At 62.0% G+C, this 17997-nt stretch carries 19 protein-coding genes; 9 read left to right on the top strand and 10 right to left on the bottom strand.

The features are described 5' to 3' along the window. The first annotated feature begins 86 nt into the window (after positions 1-86). On the top strand, positions 87-560 hold the full coding sequence (locus MESOP_RS22575) for an Lrp/AsnC family transcriptional regulator (protein WP_013895662.1): 474 nt from the start codon (positions 87-89) through the stop codon (positions 558-560). Positions 561-1016: 456 nt separating this feature from the next. Here the strand turns inward: MESOP_RS22575 and MESOP_RS22570 are convergent, their stop codons facing one another. Further along, positions 1017-1667 (bottom strand): 5-formyltetrahydrofolate cyclo-ligase, encoded by a 651-nt coding sequence (locus MESOP_RS22570; protein WP_013895661.1) that lies wholly within the window; start codon positions 1665-1667, stop codon positions 1017-1019. A 165-nt stretch (positions 1668-1832) separates the two neighbouring features. On the opposite strand from MESOP_RS22570, the gene MESOP_RS22565 reads away from it, so the two are divergent. Together MESOP_RS22565 and MESOP_RS22560 are read left to right on the top strand one after the other, a co-directional pair. Next, positions 1833-3098, top strand: coding sequence for an NAD(P)/FAD-dependent oxidoreductase (locus MESOP_RS22565; protein WP_013895660.1), 1266 nt, complete (start codon positions 1833-1835; stop codon positions 3096-3098). Between the two features lie 148 nt (positions 3099-3246). After that, a complete protein-coding gene (locus MESOP_RS22560) occupies positions 3247-5226 on the top strand; it encodes a bifunctional 2',3'-cyclic-nucleotide 2'-phosphodiesterase/3'-nucleotidase (RefSeq protein WP_013895659.1) in 1980 nt (659 codons plus the stop codon). Positions 5227-5280: 54 nt separating this feature from the next. Here MESOP_RS22560 and MESOP_RS22555 read toward each other — a convergent pair whose 3' ends face one another. The 4 genes from MESOP_RS22555 to MESOP_RS36615 form a co-directional block, all read right to left on the bottom strand. Continuing rightward, complete coding sequence (locus MESOP_RS22555) at positions 5281-6267, bottom strand: glycerophosphodiester phosphodiesterase family protein (protein ID WP_041164239.1); 987 nt, start codon at positions 6265-6267, stop codon at positions 5281-5283. A 37-nt stretch (positions 6268-6304) separates the two neighbouring features. After that, positions 6305-7135, bottom strand: a complete 831-nt coding sequence (locus tag MESOP_RS22550; protein ID WP_013895657.1) for an NmrA family NAD(P)-binding protein — start codon at positions 7133-7135, stop codon at positions 6305-6307. Between the two features lie 325 nt (positions 7136-7460). After that, positions 7461-8717: an SAM-dependent methyltransferase gene (locus MESOP_RS22545; protein WP_013895656.1), complete on the bottom strand. Its 1257-nt coding sequence runs from the start codon at positions 8715-8717 to the stop codon at positions 7461-7463. Between the two features lie 94 nt (positions 8718-8811). Next, entirely contained in the window at positions 8812-8997 is a 186-nt protein-coding gene (locus tag MESOP_RS36615) for a DUF1365 family protein (RefSeq protein ID WP_150111224.1), read from the bottom strand. A gap of 24 nt (positions 8998-9021) precedes the next feature. On the opposite strand from MESOP_RS36615, the gene MESOP_RS36610 reads away from it, so the two are divergent. Both MESOP_RS36610 and MESOP_RS22540 read left to right on the top strand, forming a co-directional pair. Continuing rightward, positions 9022-9156, top strand: coding sequence for a hypothetical protein (locus tag MESOP_RS36610; RefSeq protein WP_013895655.1), 135 nt, complete (start codon positions 9022-9024; stop codon positions 9154-9156). A gap of 141 nt (positions 9157-9297) precedes the next feature. Next, entirely contained in the window at positions 9298-9588 is a 291-nt protein-coding gene (locus tag MESOP_RS22540; protein WP_013895654.1) for a Dabb family protein, read from the top strand. On the opposite strand, the gene MESOP_RS22535 is transcribed toward MESOP_RS22540, so the two are convergent. From MESOP_RS22535 to MESOP_RS22520, 4 genes are read right to left on the bottom strand one after another with little or no spacing between them, the layout of a single operon-like run. Further along, on the bottom strand, positions 9558-10526 hold the full coding sequence (locus MESOP_RS22535; RefSeq protein ID WP_013895653.1) for a glycosyltransferase family 2 protein: 969 nt from the start codon (positions 10524-10526) through the stop codon (positions 9558-9560). The two genes, MESOP_RS22540 and MESOP_RS22535, sit on opposite strands and share 31 nt — an antisense overlap. Next, positions 10523-11524, bottom strand: a complete 1002-nt coding sequence (locus MESOP_RS22530) for a GNAT family N-acetyltransferase (protein ID WP_041164238.1) — start codon at positions 11522-11524, stop codon at positions 10523-10525. The genes MESOP_RS22535 and MESOP_RS22530 overlap by 4 nt, the downstream gene beginning before the upstream one ends. After that, positions 11517-12494: a hypothetical protein gene (locus tag MESOP_RS22525; RefSeq protein WP_013895651.1), complete on the bottom strand. Its 978-nt coding sequence runs from the start codon at positions 12492-12494 to the stop codon at positions 11517-11519. The genes MESOP_RS22530 and MESOP_RS22525 overlap by 8 nt, the downstream gene beginning before the upstream one ends. Then, the gene (locus tag MESOP_RS22520; RefSeq protein ID WP_150111223.1) at positions 12491-14071 is read right to left on the bottom strand and encodes a glycosyltransferase; all 1581 of its coding nucleotides are present in this window, start codon (positions 14069-14071) and stop codon (positions 12491-12493) included. Before MESOP_RS22520 ends, MESOP_RS22525 begins: the two co-directional genes overlap by 4 nt. Here MESOP_RS22520 and MESOP_RS22515 point away from each other — a divergent pair. The 3 genes from MESOP_RS22515 to MESOP_RS22505 all read left to right on the top strand — a co-directional run bounded on the left by MESOP_RS22515 (position 14030) and on the right by MESOP_RS22505 (position 16302). Next, positions 14030-14920 (top strand): VOC family protein, encoded by an 891-nt coding sequence (locus MESOP_RS22515; protein WP_013895649.1) that lies wholly within the window; start codon positions 14030-14032, stop codon positions 14918-14920. The genes MESOP_RS22520 and MESOP_RS22515 overlap by 42 nt on opposite strands. Then, a complete protein-coding gene (kdsA, locus tag MESOP_RS22510; RefSeq protein WP_013895648.1) occupies positions 14917-15777 on the top strand; it encodes a 3-deoxy-8-phosphooctulonate synthase in 861 nt (286 codons plus the stop codon). The genes MESOP_RS22515 and kdsA overlap by 4 nt, the downstream gene beginning before the upstream one ends. A 159-nt stretch (positions 15778-15936) precedes the next feature. Beyond that, positions 15937-16302, top strand: a complete 366-nt coding sequence (locus MESOP_RS22505; protein WP_013895647.1) for a PRC-barrel domain-containing protein — start codon at positions 15937-15939, stop codon at positions 16300-16302. An 81-nt stretch (positions 16303-16383) separates the two neighbouring features. On the opposite strand, the gene MESOP_RS36605 is transcribed toward MESOP_RS22505, so the two are convergent. Continuing rightward, a complete protein-coding gene (locus MESOP_RS36605) occupies positions 16384-16509 on the bottom strand; it encodes a hypothetical protein (protein WP_013895646.1) in 126 nt (41 codons plus the stop codon). Positions 16510-16707: 198 nt separating this feature from the next. Here MESOP_RS36605 and eno point away from each other — a divergent pair, with 198 nt between their 5' ends. Further along, positions 16708-17982 (top strand): phosphopyruvate hydratase, encoded by a 1275-nt coding sequence (eno, locus tag MESOP_RS22500; protein ID WP_013895645.1) that lies wholly within the window; start codon positions 16708-16710, stop codon positions 17980-17982. The last annotated feature ends 15 nt before the right edge of the window (positions 17983-17997 follow it).

Below are 17997 nucleotides of genomic sequence, written 5' to 3'. Positions count from 1 at the left end.
AGGTGTTTGCGAATGCGCTTGCGTGATCTGGCATGTTTCGATAATCGTTGCGCAAAACAGCTGGATATTCGCAGGATTCACGAAAAATGCCGCTCGACAGGATTGATATCGCTATTCTCGAGAGTTTGCAGAAGGATGGCCGGATACCCAACGCGGCGCTTGCCGAGAAGGTTGGCCTGTCGCAATCCGCCTGTTCGCGCCGGCTTGATAATCTGGAGAAGTCCGGAACCATTCGCGGCTACCACGCCCGGCTTTCCAATGCGGCGCTCGGCCACCAGATGACGGCCATCGTGCATATATCGCTGTCGGGCCAGTTCGAGAAGACGCTGTCGGATTTCGAGGCGGCGATCAAGCGTTGCCCCAACGTGCTGTCCTGCCACCTGATGTCGGGCGAATATGACTACATCCTGCGCATCGCGGCAAAGGACCTCGTCGACTATGAGCGCATCCACAAGGAATGGCTGTCGGCCATGCCGCATGTGACGAAGATCAACTCGTCATTTGCCTTGCGCGAGATCGTCGATCGCACGGCCATGGGCATGAAGCCTGAGATGGCCTAACGCCAAAGGCACACCCGGACGTCCTTGCCGACATAGCATGCGCCTTCGCGGCGAAGGTCGCCCCAATCTCCGGGTTCACCGTGCGTCGCGCGAATGTCCGAGTTCCCATAGCCTTCCCAAAGATCACCGTCCTTGTATACGACTGCCCAGTAATCTTTGGACATTTCACCAGCCCCGCTGTTCGTATTGGGGTAGTCGATACCTGCAAAAACTTGCCGAGGCCCCTGGATATTAAAACCGCCGCCCCTCTCGATTTGATAGGAGCATCTTCCGGATATGCGTGTCTGACCGTTAACAGCAAGCAGGCAGCGGCCCCATTTATAACCGCTCGGCAAACGATGCCGTGGTTGCGCATGCAAGGGCGAAACGGAAAACGCAATTGCAAGGGCAGCCGCTACAGTTCGTCCGATCATCGTGTCACCTGTCGTGAACCGGTCTCATTTCCCAAACAGGTTTTTACACCTCCGTCACGATCCGATCCATCGGGATGTCGTGCGGCTGCGGATAGATCGTGGCGATGCGCTGCAGTTCGTAGCCGACGCCGATCACCAGCGGCTTGAACGGCATCGCGGCCAGCGTGCGGTCGAAGAAGCCGCCGCCATAGCCCAGGCGATAGTTTGCCGGATCGATGCCGACGATCGGCGAGATGACGATGTCGGGCAGCACCGGATCGCCCTCGGCCGGAATCGGGATGTTCCAGACGCCCTTTTCCAGCCGGTCGCCCGGTTTGTAGGCGCGGAAGATCAGCGGCTGTCCTTTCTCGATGACGATCGGCAGCGCGGTGCGGCCGCCACGCTCATTGATGGACGCCACCCATGGCCGCAAGTCCGGCTCGCCGCGAAACGGCCAGTACAGGCTGACCATGCGCCCAGCGATGTCGCCGATGATCGCGTCGAGCCCATCGGCGATGCGCTGCGACATGGCCGTTCGCGCGTCGGCCGAAACCGCGAGCCGGGCGGTGATCAGCCGTTCGCGCTCGGCCTTGCGCCAGCGCCTCACATCGGTCCAGTCGAATAGCGGCGCGCGGAACTCCGGGTCGAGTTCGTGCATGAAGCAGGGCGGCGAGGAATACTGCGCCGGACCCGGGTCGTCATGATCATTGGCCATGCTTTACCTCATAAGCGTGTTCGATGACGCTATACCTCGCGACACGATACAACATGTGCATTCACGACATGGAACGACGAGTCCCGGGCACTGTCCTTCTGTTGCTGCATTGCACAAAAGTACCTACATCTGGAACAGGCCAATCTAGCCGTCGGGGTGAACGAAATGAGCCAAGCCAGCCATCATGTCGTCGTTGTGGGCGCGGGTTTCGGCGGCCTCGAATTCACGCGTGCGCTTGCCGGCGCCCCGGTGCGCATCACCATGATCGACAAGCGCAACCATCATCTGTTCCAGCCGCTGCTCTACCAGGTGGCGACGACGGCGCTGGCGACCTCCGAGGTTGCCTGGCCGATCCGCCATCTCCTGCGCAAGCGCAAGGACGTGACGACGCTGCTCGCCAATGTCACTGGTGTCGACCGCGCCGGCAAGCGCGTGCTGCTCGATGACGGCAGCGCCATCGCCTACGATACGCTGGTGCTCGCCACCGGTGCCCGCCACGCCTATTTCGGCCACGATGAATGGGAGCCGTTCGCTCCAGGCCTGAAGACGCTGGAGGACGCCACCACCATTAGGCGGCGCATTCTCCTGGCCTTCGAACAGGCCGAGCGGGAGAACGATCCCGCCAAACGCCAGGCGCTGCTGACCATCGCGATCGTTGGCGGTGGGCCGACCGGCGTGGAGCTGGCCGGCACCATCGTCGAATTGGCGCACGACACGCTGCGCGGCGAGTTCCGCAACATCGATACGCGGCAAACGCGCGTGGTGCTGATCGAGGCCGGTGACCGCATCCTGGCCAATTTCGCACCAAAACTCTCCGATTACGCCAGCAAGGCGCTCGAACGGCTCGGCGTGACGGTCGAGCTCGGCCGGGCCGTGACGCGCTGTGACGCCGAAGGTGTTGTGTTTGGCGACAAGCAGCTGGCGGCCCGAACGATCCTGTGGGCGGCCGGTGTTGCCGCCTCGCCAGCCGCCGAATGGCTGGGAGCGAAGGCGGACCGCGCGGGCAGGGTGCTCGTCGAGCCTGACCTCAGCGTGCCCGGCAGTCCGGAGATTTTCGTCATCGGCGATGCCGCCCTTGTGCTGCGGCCCGATGGACGGCCGGTACCCGGCGTGGCGCCTTCCGCCAAGCAGGAGGGCCGACATGTTGCGGCCACCATCAAAGCCAGGCTCGATGGTGACACGGCAGCGCGTCCTTTCCACTACAAGCATGCCGGCGATCTGGCGACGATCGGCAAACGCGCCGCCGCGATCGATTTCGGCTGGATCAAGCTCACGGGCTGGCTCGCCTGGTGGCTGTGGGGAATTGCGCACATCTATTTTCTGATCGGTTTCCGCAACCGGCTTGCGGTTTCCCTGAGCTGGCTATGGATCTACGCCACAGGCCAGCGTAGCGCCCGATTGATCACCCAGGGCGACGACGACAAGACCTGATTTTCTTCACTGCTCCCTTCATCCGCGCGTCATCTGTTGCTGATTGGCTGGCGCTCCGATGTGCGCGACTTCTTGAATGGACTTGAGCCGATTTCGGCGCGAAGTTCGGTTCGGTTCGGGGCAGGGCGTTGTCTAACTAGGAGAAAACATGTCGCAGCTGCTCCATCCCGTCTCTCGTCGTGGTCTTCTCGCGGGCGCCGCCGCCACAGGGGCGCTGATCATGCTTCATCCCTTCTCCGCCCGCGCTCAAGCCAACCAGGCGCATCTTCGGATCATGGAAACCACTGACATCCATGTGAACGTGTTGCCTTATGATTACTACGCCGACAAAGCCAACGACACGATGGGCCTGTCGCGCACGGCGTCGCTGATCGACGCCGTGCGCAAGGAAGCCGTCAATTCGATGCTGATCGACAATGGCGACCTGCTGCAGGGCAACCCGATGGGCGATTACATCGCCTATGAGAAGGGCCTGAAAGACGGCGATCTGCATCCGATCATGAAGGGAATGAACCTGCTCGGCTACGAGTGCTCGACGCTCGGCAACCACGAGTTCAACTATGGCCTGTCGTTCCTGGACAAGGTGCTGGCCGGCGCCAATTTTCCCTTCGTCTGCGCGAACCTGATCCGGGGCACCGAGCTTGCCGCGAACCCGCGCGACGACAAGCTCTACCTCAAGCCCTATGTGATCCTCGACAGGAAGATCAAGGACGGTTCGGGCGCCGAGCAGCCGATCAGGATAGGCATCATCGGTTTCGTGCCGCCGCAGATCATGGTCTGGGATCTCAAGAATCTCGAAGGCAACGTCAAGACCCGCGACATCGTCGAGGCGGCCAAGGCCTGGGTGCCGCAAATGAAGGAGGAAGGCGCCGACATCGTCATCGCGCTCTCGCATTCCGGCATCGATGTGCAGCACGGCGACATGATGGAGAACGCCTCGTTCTTCGTCGCCGGCGTCGCCGGCATCGACGCGGTGTTCACCGGTCACCAGCACCTGGTGTTCCCCGGCAAGAAGGATTTCCAGTCGCTCGAAGGCGTCGACACGCAAAAAGGCACGCTGCAGGGCAAGCCCGCCGTCATGGGTGGTTTCTGGGGCTCGCATATGGGGCTGATCGATCTGATGCTGGAGCGTGACGGATCGAAATGGAAAGTTGTTTCGGCGACGTCCGAGGCGCGGCCGATCTTCGAGCGCGTCGACAACAAGAACAAGCCGACGGTGCCGGACGACAAGCGCGTCATCGCCGCACTCGAACAGGACCATCAGGCGACCTTAGCCTATGTGCGCCGTCCCGTCGGCAAGACGTCCGCTCCGCTCTATTCCTATTTCGCGCTGGTCGCCGACGATCCGTCGGTGCAGGTCGTCAGCCAGGCGCAGACTTGGTACCTCAAGGATATTCTCAAGAGCACGCAGTGGAAGGATGTGCCGCTGCTGTCGGCCGCCGCACCCTTCAAGGCCGGCGGGCGCAACGGCGCCGACTACTATACCGACGTGCCGGCCGGCGATATCGCCATCAAGAACGTCGCCGACCTCTATCTCTACCCCAACACCGTGCGGGCTGTCGAAATTACTGGCGCCGAGGTCAAGGAATGGCTGGAGATGTCGGCCGGCATCTTCAACAGGATCGAGCCGGGCAAGGCCGACCAGGCGCTCATCAACACCGATTTCCCATCCTACAATTTCGATGTCATCGACGGTGTCACCTACAAGATCGACCTGTCGCAGCCGCCGAAATACGACGCCAAGGGCGGCATCGCGAATGCCGGCGCCAATCGCATCGCCGACTTGATGTTCGATGGAAAACCAGTTGATCCCAATCAGAAATTCGTCGTCGCCACCAACAATTACCGCGCCGGCGGCGGCGGCAATTTTCCCGACATCAATGCCTCGAAGATCATCTACGAGGCGCCGGACACCAATCGCGATGTCATCGTCCGCTATATCGTGAGCGAGGGCACGATCAACCCGTCGGCCGACGGCAACTGGTCGTTCGCGCCGCTGCCCGGAACCAGCGTCGTCTTCGAGACCGGCGTCAAGGCCAAGGATTTCATCGCCGATGTGAAATCGCTGAAGATCGAACCGGCTGGCGAGGGCGAAGCCGGATTTGCCAGATATCGCATCCTGCTCTGATACGGCCATTTGAGGCGTTCCAGGCCACGCCGCCATCAGCGGCGTGGAGCCATGTCACGGCCGCCCGAAGCGCGCTTTGATCACGGGCATGACGAGATCCAGCGCATCCGTGGAAATGCCGCCGGAATAGCCGTCCGGAAGCTGGTCGATGAGCTGCGGGTCGTCGAGTCCTTCCGAAAAGCCGCCGCCCGAATAAGGGCCGAGCAGGTAGACCTGTGTATCGACAGCCTGCATGCGGTCGAGAAACCGGTTGGGCCAGCCCCACATCCATTTGGCGATGTTGATCGGGATGAGCAATGTGCCGTGGCGGCAGGCATCCGGAACATAACCGCTCCAGCCCAACGCGGCGTATCGTGCGATGCACTGCGTGAGCGACGCGCGGCTCAGCGTATGCATATCCGGCAGCGCCGCCTTGACCGCGGCAATCGGCTTGTCGCCGCCATAGACCGAGAGATAGCCGCGTTCGGCAGGCGTCAGCCTGGAGAGCCAGGCAGCCAGCGCCTCGCCTTCGCGGGGATCGTTGCTCTTGACGTTGATGTTGAAGCGGCGGGCGGGGAAGTGCGCCAGCACCTCGTCGAGGGATGGCATCATGCCAACCCCCTTGCCGCGAAAGGGGAAGGTCTTGCCGCCATCCGCCGTGTAGCCGTAGCCGATGTCGAGCGTTTTCAACTGAGCCATGGAATGGCCGCGGGTCTCTCCCTTGCCTTCGGTCCGGCAGTCCACCGTCCAGTCGTGGAAGACAGCGAATTTGCCATCCGTCGTCGGGTGGACATCGAGTTCGAGGGCGTCCGCGCCAAACGCGAAAGCGGCCTCCATCGAGGCAATGGTGTTTTCAAGATAGGCATGGCGCGGCGGCAGCATGCGGCTGGCCGTGCACGTATCGGAACCAAGATTTGTGCGGTCGAAATCCTGGGCAAGGCCGCGATGGGCAAGCACGACCGGGCCGCCGGCAGGACGGCCGGACAGCAAGGAGCTGTTGTTGAGCCAGATGCCTGCCGCGACGACAATGACGCCCGCGAAGAAGATTGTCCGTTTGCGCATGATTTCGATTCGCTTGTCCCGGGCCTCGCGTCGGGCGTTATCGAGCACCCGCAGCGAGTTCCTCGAAAAAGACCTTTAGCGAACGCGGTTCATGCCCAAGTATCGCGCGTAGAGTCAGCGGATTACCGAGCAGGTTGTAATGGTCGTAATGCTCGAACATAGTCCTTTGTCCTGGCCCAACTTCGCCGAGCACACCTGGATCGCGGCGCTCCCTGATCTCTCGCCCGAGCACCTCACCCAACAGAGTGACCACATCGTGACGATTGTGCCACCCGGGCGCGCATAGCTCGAATGTGCCGTAAAGCAGACGATCCTCGGTTAGGGCAATGGCGGCGACCTCCGCGATGTCACGATAGTCTACAAGAGAGAAACGGGTCTCGGCCGACCAGGGCTCGGCCAGCACGCCGGTTTCGATGACCTTCGGCCAGAATGCCTCATAATTCTGATAAAAGCGGGATGGGTGAAGGAAGGTGTATTCCAGCTTCGAAGTCAGAATCGCTTCCTCGACCGGGGCTTTCGCTATGTGGTTGCCCAGCACGGAAAGTACCGGATGGATGACAGACGAGAATACAAGCCGACGGACACCTGCGCGGATCGCGGCGTTGACCAAGCCTTTGCCGACTTCGGCTTCCTCGGCCATGAACGCAGGCGCGATGTAGAACACAGCTTCGATATCTTTCAGAGCTGCGTCCAAGCTGGCCCGGTCCCGAAGGTCGCCGACAGCCGTTTCCGCGGCACCATGCTCTCGTACTTGAGCAATTTCTTCCGGCTTTCGCACAAAGCCGCGCACACGGGCGTTACGCTGGGCGAGAGCCGGGATGACATTGCCGGCAAATCGGCCGGCAGCGCCAACAGCAAGAATCGTCATCGTTATCTCCTGTGTTTTTTCTCGTCTCCTGAGGTTTCGCGTTCCCTGGTCCAGGGTCACCTGCTCCAATAGATTGTTGTGCATCCCAAGCGGTCAAGACGACCGCTGCCGCAGCAGATCGGGCACGGTGGGTCGAGAGCTTAGCGTGGTCGCAAGTGACCTATCGCAACAGCTTTTGCGGGCCTCGGATGGGGCGCGGCGGCTTTTGGAGCCCGGCGACGGAAGTTTCAAAGCGCTTCGCCGGAAAAAGCGCATGGCGCTTTTCCTTGGGAATTACGCAAAAACAAAGAGATAGGTCTCCGTTTCCGTGAAACGGTGAAATGCTCTAAGCCTTGTAGACTACCTGGCGCACGTCGATGTAGCTGGCACGAAAGCCGGCTTCGCAATAATGCAGGTAGAACTCCCACAGTTTCTTGAAGCGATCGTCGAAGCCGAGCGGCACGATCTTTTCCCACGATACCCAGAAGCGCTGCCGCCATTCGGCGAGCGTGCGCGCATAGTCATCGGGAAACACGCGTTCGCGCAAATGCGCAAGGCCATGATCCTTGCCGAGCGCTTTCAGGATCGACGGAGTCGGCAGCATGCCGCCCGGAAACACATAGCGCTGGATGAAATCCGGCCTGGCACGATAGGTGTCATAGGCGGATTCGTTGATGGTGATGATCTGCAGGCCCGCGGTACCGCCGGGCTTCAGGCAGGCCTTCATCTTGCCGAAGAACACCGGCCAATATTTCTCGCCGACCGCCTCGAACATCTCGATGGATGCAATGCGGTCGTAAGTGCCTATTTCGTCGCGATAATCCTGCAATTTGATGTCGACCTTGTCGGCAAGTCCAGCTTTGGCGATGCGCGCCTTGGCGAAGTCGTGCTGCTCGCGGCTGATGGTCAGCCCGGTAACCCGGCAACCGATCTCGCGCGCGGCGAATTCGGCAAAGCCGCCCCAGCCGCAGCCGATCTCCAGCACGTGATCCTTGCGGCCGATGCCGATATCCTTGGCCAGCGCCCGATATTTGGCGGCCTGCGCGCTCTCCAGGTCGTTGGCGCCGTTGGCATAGAGCCCCGAGGAATAGGTCATGCTCGGGTCGAGCCACTCCTTGTAGAAGGCGTTGCCGAGGTCGTAATGCGCCGAGATATTGCGTTTCGAACCGGTGCGTGTGTTCTCATTGAACCAGTGGCGGATGCGCTGGATCGTATTGATCAGCCAGCTCGCGCCGCCGGCGACCTTCTCGCCAAGGGCCGAGTTGACCACGAACAGTTCGAGGAAACTGGTCACATCGGGGCTTTCCCAGTCGCCGTCCATGTAGGATTCGGCAACGCCGATCGTGCCGCCGGAAAAGGCGCGGCCCGGCAGGCGCCAGTTCTTGAGCACCAGTTCGGCGTCGGGACCTGGTCCCTTGCCTCCGACCAGGACGGAGCGCCCATCCGGCATCCTGACCTTCAGCGAACCGCGCGGCAGGTTCATCGCCGCCGACAGCACCACGCGCGCCTTGGCCGGCAGGCCCTTGACGATCTCGGCGAAATTGAACTCGTCGAGCCGGACCGCTTCGGCAGGCATCGTGCCAGACTGTTCCTTGTGACCCATGTCCCGCCCCTGGACTTCCGCGATGCCGGCTGACAATCGCCGGTTCCGTTTCTTGCGGTTCATCGCCGGGTTCGGACGTTGCCTGATCCCCGGATCAGCCACGTACGGATCCGAACAAAAGCGCATCCCTCGACCAGAGCTTCAGCGCTTCCCAGTGAATCCCTGCGACAATCTTCCACGTCATCGCCGGGAACTTCAAGAGGCAAGCCGCGAGCTGGGCTGTGCCACGTGCGCACTCGTCTGGTGGAGTCGAACATATCAAAACGCCTATGGTCCCCACCGCGCTTGTGCGATAGCTTTAGCCATGCGTTATGTAATCGTCATTGCCGCCATCGCATTCTTCCTGATCTGGGACGGCCTGTACAATCAGGGCCGCTACCTCGACCTGTCGGTCAGGGAGCTCAATCATGCCGTCCGCTATGTCACCGGCAAGGCCTGATACCTTCTAGAGGCAGCAGCCCGCGCTTGTGCGCGGTGTGCGACGGTCGAGGCGCGTCGCATGGACGCGTGGCGCCATGAACGGTTGACGCGAAGAGACCGCCGTCACAAAAGACCCCGCATTCAGATCGAGGAGGCGGGATTGATCCGGCATATCGTTTTCTTCAGCGCGCGGCGCAAAGAGGATGTGGAGGCGGTGCGTACCGGGCTGCTGGCACTGGGCAACATTCCCCATTCCAGTCTCTTCGAGGTAACCCTCAACACCAAGGTCGACCCGCTGTCCGACGAGATCGATGTCGTCGTCTATGCGGAGTTCTCCGACGACGCGGCGCTGGCCGCCTACAAGGCGCACCCGCTCTACGCGCAGACCACCAGCAAGGTCAGACCCTTGCGCGAATTGCGCTATTCCGCCGACGTCGTGGCCGGGAGCTGATCCAGGGCCTGTTCCAGCTGGTGCCTTTTTCGACGCCCCATGAAATAGCCGGGCAACACGTGAAGGCCGCCGGGCAGATTGTCGGCTTTCCGCCAGGCCTGCAGTTCGGCCAGCATGACGCTGAAATGGCCTTGCATGGCTGCTTTCAGCGCGCCGCGCACCGTCAGATAGCTGAGGATCGACCCATAGCCGCTTGATCGGTAATCGGGACAGCGGCCGACGAAATCGTCCAACCCCTTGATATAACCGGCATGGGTGCGCGAGATCGAATTCGTCGACCGGTATTTGAGGACGTCGGTGGCCGTGCCGAAGGCGATGCGATGCTGTCTCGCCAGCCGCAGCAGCAACTCCCGGTCCTGATGGCGGCGCAGGTCCGGATCGTAGCCCCCGACCGCGTCGAAAGCCGCGCGGCGAACCGTGACGGTCGAGTTGGTCAGCGGAATGCAATGGCAGAGCAGAAGCTGCCGCAGTGTCTCGCTATCGGGGGTAAGGCGGGGCAATCGGTGTATTCGTTCGCCGCGGTCCGAAATGTCGCTGAAGCCGTCGATGGTGCAGGCGATGTCCGGGTTCTCGTCGAAGAATGTGATCAGCCTGTCCACACGCCCGGGGCGGAAGGCGTCATCCGAATCGAGAAAAGCGACGAGCGGTGCGCTGGACAATGCCGCGCCCTGGTTGCGAGCTTCGTTGGCACCGACCGCCACCGGTATGCGGCGCCATTTCAGGCGCATATCGTCGAGCGAGGCCAGATAGCTTTCGGTGCTGTCCGTCGATCCGTCATCTATCACCACCAGTTCGATATCGGTTCGCGCTGTGCAAAGTACGGATGCCAGCGTGCGCGGCAGGCTTTCACGGCGATTGCGGGCAGGCACGACCACGGCAAGACGAGGCGTGGCGACAAGGCCCGCTTCCATCGGAAGAATGGTCGGCAGGACTGTCATGGCCGGAACTCGTGCATGGTCGTACGGGTGCAGCCGAAGTCCGCCTTGAAGGGTTCGTCGCCGATGGTGAAATCGAAGGCTTTGCCGCCCTCGGCGGCCCAGGCGGCCATGACCTGGTCGAGCGCCACGCGACCCGGAGAATGGCGCGCATGGGCGCCATAGTCGCAGGCCAGCAGGATGTAGCGGAAAAAATCGCCGTCGATTAGGCCGAAGACAAAAGCAACCGGACCATCCTTCGAAGCGAGGCGATAGGTTCGTGCAAGGCCGGAGCGCGCGCCGTTCGTAGCGACATCGATGTAGAATTCGAGGCCGTACGGCGTTTGCATCGGATCATCCGGGAAGCGCCCGGCGCGGAAGCCGCGCGCCGCAACCAGGGCCTGACGCACATTGTCGGGCCCGACCAGCTCCAGCTTCAGCCCGCCAGCTTCGGAAAGCCTGCGCGCTTTGCGGTCGAGACTCCCGGCGCCTCGACGGCCAAGGTTGGTCCTGCGCCATTCGGCATAGGGAAAGCCGTAGCGCACGGCATGCGCGCCGAAATCGAGCGCGGACGGCTCGGATCCCAGCAACTGGCGCCATTCATGCAGATGGCTGTGATGAACAGGTCCAATTCTCAGATCCGCATGGTGCCCAAGGACCTCGCGAAAATGCCGCCTGGTTTGTGCACTGAATGTCACGCCCCTGGCCACGATCGGACAGGCATAATCGGTGACGCCCAGGAAGGCATATTCGATCGCCCTATCGCCGCGCCGCACCAGCGGAACCACCAGTTGGAGTTCGCCGTCGCTGTCGCGGCCGGTGATCACCAGCGGCTCGGCGCCGTGCGCCGGAGCGATGTTGCGGTAGAAAGCCGTGAGCCAGTCGGGATGCTGGAAGGCCGATGCCGATGCGCCGGAGAACAGCCGCCGGTATTCAACCGAGCCGAAATCGAAGCTGTCGGCCGCCTCGATCACGATCGGCCGAGCGGAGATCGGATGTCCTGGCGCGGCGCGGTCAAGCACGCTTCAGCCCCGTGAAAAGTCTCCTGAACGCCTGTTGCGGGAGAAGGGCGGGGTCGTCGAGGCCGACGCGGCCGCCGGCCGGCAGGTCCACGGCCCGCAAGGCGGCGTACAGCGTGTCTTCCGAAAGCTTCTGGGTTTCCACGCGCCCGGGGTGCGTTTCCCGATAGATCGTGCCGTGGGAGCCGTGCGCCGGATTGGTGTTGATCTCGAAGATTTGCGGACACCCGTCGACCAGCGAGAAGTCGGCGCGCCCATAATCGATGCCGGCGAGGTCGAATGCCCTGCGCAGCACGTCTTCATACAGATTGCCGACCACAAACCGGCGCTCGTTTTCGAGGAATGTCGCCAACATGGGATGGGCAAGCAGGCGTTGCTTGTCCTGCACGTCCTTGGCCGCCCAGCGGAAATCGACGACGTTGTGATGGGCGATCAGCCGATCGCCGACGCGATAGGTGGCAAAGCGCTGCCAGACGCCGGGGCTGATCTCCTGGCCGGCATACTCGATTACCAGCTTGCCGGCCAGCGGTATGCCGTTCGCTCTCATCCGGCTCAGCGTCGCATCGAGCGCCGGCTGGTCCGCAATCAGCTCGAAGTCCGCAGAAAGGTGGTCGAATTCGTTGCGGATGAAGACCGGAAAAGCGTTCGGACGCGGCTGGCTTTCGCAACGCCAGGCCGAGAAGCAGTTGATGCCGGCCGCGTGCAGGGCTTTCAGCAGATCATGACGGCCAAGCACATGGGCGGGGTGATTGAGAACGCGTGCCCCACCGCGCTCGAGCCGATTGGCGACCCCGGCGGCCAATGCGATCTCGAAGTGCGAAAGCCGCTCGTGATCCGTGAAGACCCAGGTGCCGGAGCGCAGCTCCTTCTGCCGAAAGAGGCGCTCGTAGCTCCAGTGGCGTGCGTTGCCCAACTGGCGGATCAGATGGCGAACAGTATAGCCGTGGCTGCGCGTGGTGACGAAGTTGATCAAGCGCCATCCGGCGAGCTGCCGTCCTCCTGCAAGGTGAGAACGCCGGCTGGCTGCCGTGATCCGTTCACCGAGCCTGCGAGGACCGAAGCATAAAGGGCAAGGTTGAGCGCCACCGCCGAATCCAGCGAGAAATCCCGCACGCGCCGGCGCCCTCGAGCGATCAGGGTGTTCCTTTCCTCGCTATCGGCAAGCAACTGAAGCGTTCGGTCGGCAAGCGCTTCGCGCCGTCTTTCCGGCACCAGCGCCAATGCCTCTGGACGACCGGCGACGTCGCTCACGCCTCCGACGGCATAGGCGACCACCGGTACTTCCGCCGCCATCGCTTCGAGCAGGACGCTGCCGAACACTTCGCGCCGGGAGGGTAGAATCATGACTTCGGAGATCTTGAGTGCCTTCTTGACCTCGGCTGGCGAGACGAATCCGGTGATCGCCCACCAGCCTGGCCTGGAAACCGCGGCGAGCGCCGCTTCAAGCTTGTGGCGGTCGGGGCCGTCTCCGCAGATCAGCAGGAACACATTTTCACCTGACAGGCGCTCGACGAGCACGGGCAGATCCTGCCAGCCTTTTTCACCGCTGATGCGGCCGATAAAGCTGACGATCGTCCGATCGTCCGGGATGCCGTGCTCACGGCGAAAGGCCCGAAGCAACCCAGCTGCGATTGGACGGCGGAACGCTTCGACATCGACCGCATCGGGGATCACCTCGATGCGCGAGGCATCGAGCCCCAGCTCCGAGGCCGCGCTCCTGCCATATGTATCGGTGAGCACGACGACCCGATCGGCCGACCTCAAAGCCAGGCCTTCGAGCCACCGGGTGACGTCATAAGATTTGCCCTTGAGCCCGAGCGCGCTCTGAAGCCCGGACCAGAGCGGCGTGTTCATCGAAACGACAAGCGGTATCTTCAGCCTGCCGACAATAACGGCGATGATCCTGCACCAGACCGAGTGGTTGAAATGGATGTGGACGAGATCGTAGCGGTGTCGGGCCCGAAGAAGCTCCGGGATCGCGCCCAGAAACCAGCTGAAGCAGAGCATCGGCCCGGCCAGGAACTCGGGCAGCCGGAAGCCCGTGCATGTCACCCGCATGGTCGCGGATATCCGCACATGCCTTGGGCTGCCTGGAATGTAGCTGGTCAGAACCGTCTGGGTCGCGCCGGCCTTGTCCATGGCTTGCGCGATCGTCCATGTCTGGTTCTGCAAACCGCCGACAGGATCGAACGCGATCGGCCAGTTGCCTGGCCGATAGAAGTGCGGTGTGATCCGCAAGATCCTGAGCATGCCGTTGCCCGCCATCCGTCGTTCCAGCCATGCACGCAGGGCAATGGGCGCCATTCGACGTCGAATCGCGACGCGGTGACAATCGTCCAAGACCGAGTTCGCAGCATCCCCCATGCGGGGGATATCCTTACGTGAAATACTTTCGCTGCAGAAGAGAAAAGCGGGCGGCCATTTCTGGTGGTTTTTTGCCATGCCCTGGCGCCAGGGCGTGCAATCACGTCTTGAACGGTTATACGGAATGATGCACATCGCGCCTGCATGACCCGTTCCACAGCCGCCGGAATTCATCCGCTCGATCATCTGGTGCTGCCGACGCAGAGCCTCGACGTGGCGCGCGCCCGGCTGACAGCGCTGGGCTTCGTCGTCGCACCCACCGGCATCCATCCCTTTGGAACGGAGAACTGCTGCGTTTTCCTCGCCGACGGCACCTATCTGGAGCCGCTCGCGATCGGCAGCGAACAAATAGCATTTGACGCGGCCGCCGAGGGCAATGCCTTCGTCATTCGCGACCGCATCTATCGCGGCAGCCGCGGCGATGAGGGATTTTCCGCGGTGGTTCTGGGCACCGACAATGCCGATGCCGACCACGCGCGCTATGTGGAAGCCGGCCTGTCGGCGGGCGACACGCTGAGCTTTTCGCGCGCTTTCACCGACACGACGGGCAAAAGCGATACCGCGTCATTCAAGCTCGCCTTTGCTTCGAACAGCCGTGCAACGGATGCTTTTCTTTTTGCCTGTCAGCGGATCAACGCACCGAAAGTGGACCGCGCGGCGTTGCAGGCCCACCCCAACGGTGCCACCGGCATTGTGGAAGTGGTGGCGGTCAGCGACCGACCTGACGAGCAGCGTCGCCTGATCTCCGTGGCGGTGGGCGATCCCGCCGCCATTGGGCAGGGCGGTGCGTTCCGCCTGCCGAATGCGGTTTTGAGCATCCTCGATCCCGCGTCTTTCGCCGCCCGCTTCGGCATTCCGGCCGGCTTGCCTACCGAACTTCGGTTCGCCGCGGTCATCTTTGCGGTCCGCGATGCCGATGCCGTTTCAAGGCTGCTTGCAGCCAACGCCATCCCGCACGATATAGCGGGCAATGACATTGTCGTGCAGCCGGCATCAGGGCAGGGCGCGGCTTTCATCTTCCGGGAGATCCCATGAACAAGCCCCAAGTGCCCAATTCGATGGCGCCCAATTCGGCGGTAGCCGTCGGCAACGTCGTTTTCGATAACAAGGCGGCCTTGGCGCTGATCGCCGGACCGTGCCAGTTTGAATCGCGTCAGCATGCTTTCGACATGGCCGGTGCGCTCAAGGAATTGACCGGCAAGCTCGGCATAGGCCTCGTCTACAAGACCAGTTACGACAAGGCCAACCGTACATCGCTGTCGGCGACGCGCGGCGCCGGCATGGAGGCAGCACTCCCTGTCTTCGACGAACTGCGCAAGGAATTCTCGCTTCCCGTGCTGACCGATGTCCACACCGAGGAGCAGTGCGCCATCGTCGCGCCGCATGTCGATGTGCTGCAGATTCCGGCCTTCCTGTCGCGCCAGACGGACATGCTGGTCGCCGCCGCAAGGACCGGCAAGGTGATCAACGTCAAGAAGGGGCAGTTCCTCGCGCCCTGGGACATGAAGAACGTGGTCGCCAAGATCACCGGTTCCGGCAACCCCAATGTCTTGACCACCGAGCGCGGCGCCTCGTTCGGCTACAACACGCTGGTGTCCGACATGCGCGCTCTGCCCATTATGGCCGAGATCGGCGCGCCGGTGATCTTCGATGCCACGCATTCGGTGCAGCAGCCGGGCGGGCAGGGCGGGTCTTCGGGTGGCGAGCGGCGTTTCGTCGAGACGCTCTCTCGGGCGGCGGTCGCCGTCGGCGTTGCCGGCGTCTTCATCGAGACCCACCAGGATCCGGACAATTCGACCTCTTCCGATGGTCCGAACATGGTGCCGCTGAAGGACATGCCGGCACTCCTGGAGCGGTTGATGGCGTTCGACCGCATCGCCAAGGGGCGCTGAGCCGACGCTTCTCGCGGTGGCAAGATTGCTGCCTATCGCGTCAACATGAAGGTGACCTTCATTCTCGCGGAGTGATCGGCCGACACCGTAAAAAGCCGGGAACTTTAGCCCCTCTCCCACATTGTCGAAGCAGAGTTTGACGACAATGAGGAGCACATCATGACAACTCAAACAGGCCACACCCAAGCCATTGCCGCTTCGCGAGTCATCGGCACAACAGTTTACAATACCGCGGGCGACAGCATCGGCAGTATCGAGGACGTCATGCTCGACAAAACCTCGAACGGCATCATGTTCGCGGTCATCGGTTTTGGCGGTTTTCTCGGCATGGGCGAGAAGTATCATGCCATTCCTTGGGCAAGTCTCGATTATGATCAGGACAAGGGCGGCTATGTCGTACCCTTCTCCAAGGAACAGCTGAAAGCAGCGCCCGCCTATTCGATCAATGAATTGACCGGCGAGGATGGCGAGCGCGCGCGCGACGCATCCTACGAGTATTACAACGTCAAGCCATACTGGCACTGATGGGACAAAAAAGGGCCTCGCTTCGGCGGGGCCCTTTCTTGATTCAACGCAATGCCCGATGGGCTTGCCGGGCCTTCGGGGCTATTGGTTGATGGTCAAGGCCGGCAAAGGCGCGATTGCCTTTGGCGGTGATTGCTGATTGTCGCACGACGTCAGGAACGCCGCCGCGATCAGGAACAAACTCACGATACCGCTGAACTCGGACATGGCGAAACTCCTCCTGTTTCGCCCCGCGCTTCGAAACCATATCTCGAAACGCGCGTCTGGCAGCATGACTTATGATGACAGAAATTTGCGCTTCGTGAATCAGGCGGGCCGCACTATTTGGCCATGGCCCGATTGCCTTTTGCGGCGCTTTGGCTAAGACGGGCGCGACATTTCTTCAGATCAATCGGGGACATCGCAATGACCGCCATCATCGACATTGTCGGGCGTGAAATCCTGGACAGCCGTGGAAATCCGACCGTCGAGGTCGATGTCGTGCTCGAAGACGGTTCGATGGGCCGCGCCGCGGTGCCGTCGGGCGCATCGACCGGCGCCCATGAGGCCGTCGAACTGCGCGACGGCGGCGCCCGTTATCTCGGCAAGGGCGTGCTCAAGGCCGTGGAAGCGGTCAATGGCGAGCTGTTCGAGGCGATCGGCGGCATGGAAGCCGAGAACCAGATCCATATCGACCAGACGATGATCGAACTCGACGGAACGCCCAACAAGAGCCGGCTCGGCGCCAATGCCATCCTCGGTGTCTCGCTGGCGGTGGCCAAGGCCGCGGCCGACGCCGCCGGCCTGCCGCTCTACCGTTATGTCGGCGGCACCAAGGCCCATATCCTGCCGGTGCCGATGATGAATATCATCAACGGCGGCGCGCATGCCGACAACCCGATCGACTTCCAGGAGTTCATGATCCTGCCGATCGGCGCGCCGACGCTGCGCGAAGGCGTGCGCTGGGGCTCGGAAATCTTCCACACGCTCAGGAAAAAGCTGAAGGACGCCGGCCATAATACCAATGTCGGTGACGAGGGCGGCTTTGCCCCGAACCTGAAAAGCGCGCCGGTGGCACTCGATTTCATCATGGAATCGATCGAGAAAGCCGGCTTCAAGCCGGGCGAGGAGATCGCGCTCGGCCTCGACTGCGCCGCGACCGAGTTCTTCAAGGACGGCAATTACGTCTATGAGGGCGAGAAGAAGACGCGCGATCCCAAGGCACAAGCCAAGTATCTCGCCAAGCTGGCCGCCGACTATCCGATCATCTCGATCGAGGACGGCCTTGCCGAGGACGACTGGGAAGGCTGGAAGTACCTGACGGACCTGATCGGCAAGAAGACGCAGCTGGTTGGCGACGACCTGTTCGTTACCAACACCGCGCGCCTGCGCGACGGCATCCGCATGGGCGTCGCCAATTCGATCCTGGTCAAGGTCAACCAGATCGGCTCGCTGACGGAAACGCTCGACGCCGTCGAGACCGCGCACAAGGCTGGATATACGGCCGTCATGTCGCACCGTTCGGGCGAGACCGAGGATTCGACCATTGCCGATCTCGCCGTCGCCACCAACTGCGGACAGATCAAGACCGGTTCGCTGTCGCGCTCCGACCGCATGGCCAAGTACAACCAACTGATCCGCATTGAGGAAGAACTCGGCAAGCAGGCGCGCTACGCCGGCAAGTCGGTGATCAAGAGCTGATCCGACAAATCGTTT

Source organism: Mesorhizobium opportunistum WSM2075, from assembly GCF_000176035.2.
Taxonomy (GTDB): Bacteria; Pseudomonadota; Alphaproteobacteria; order Rhizobiales; family Rhizobiaceae; genus Mesorhizobium; species Mesorhizobium opportunistum.
This window is presented reverse-complemented; position numbering and strand designations above follow the sequence as displayed.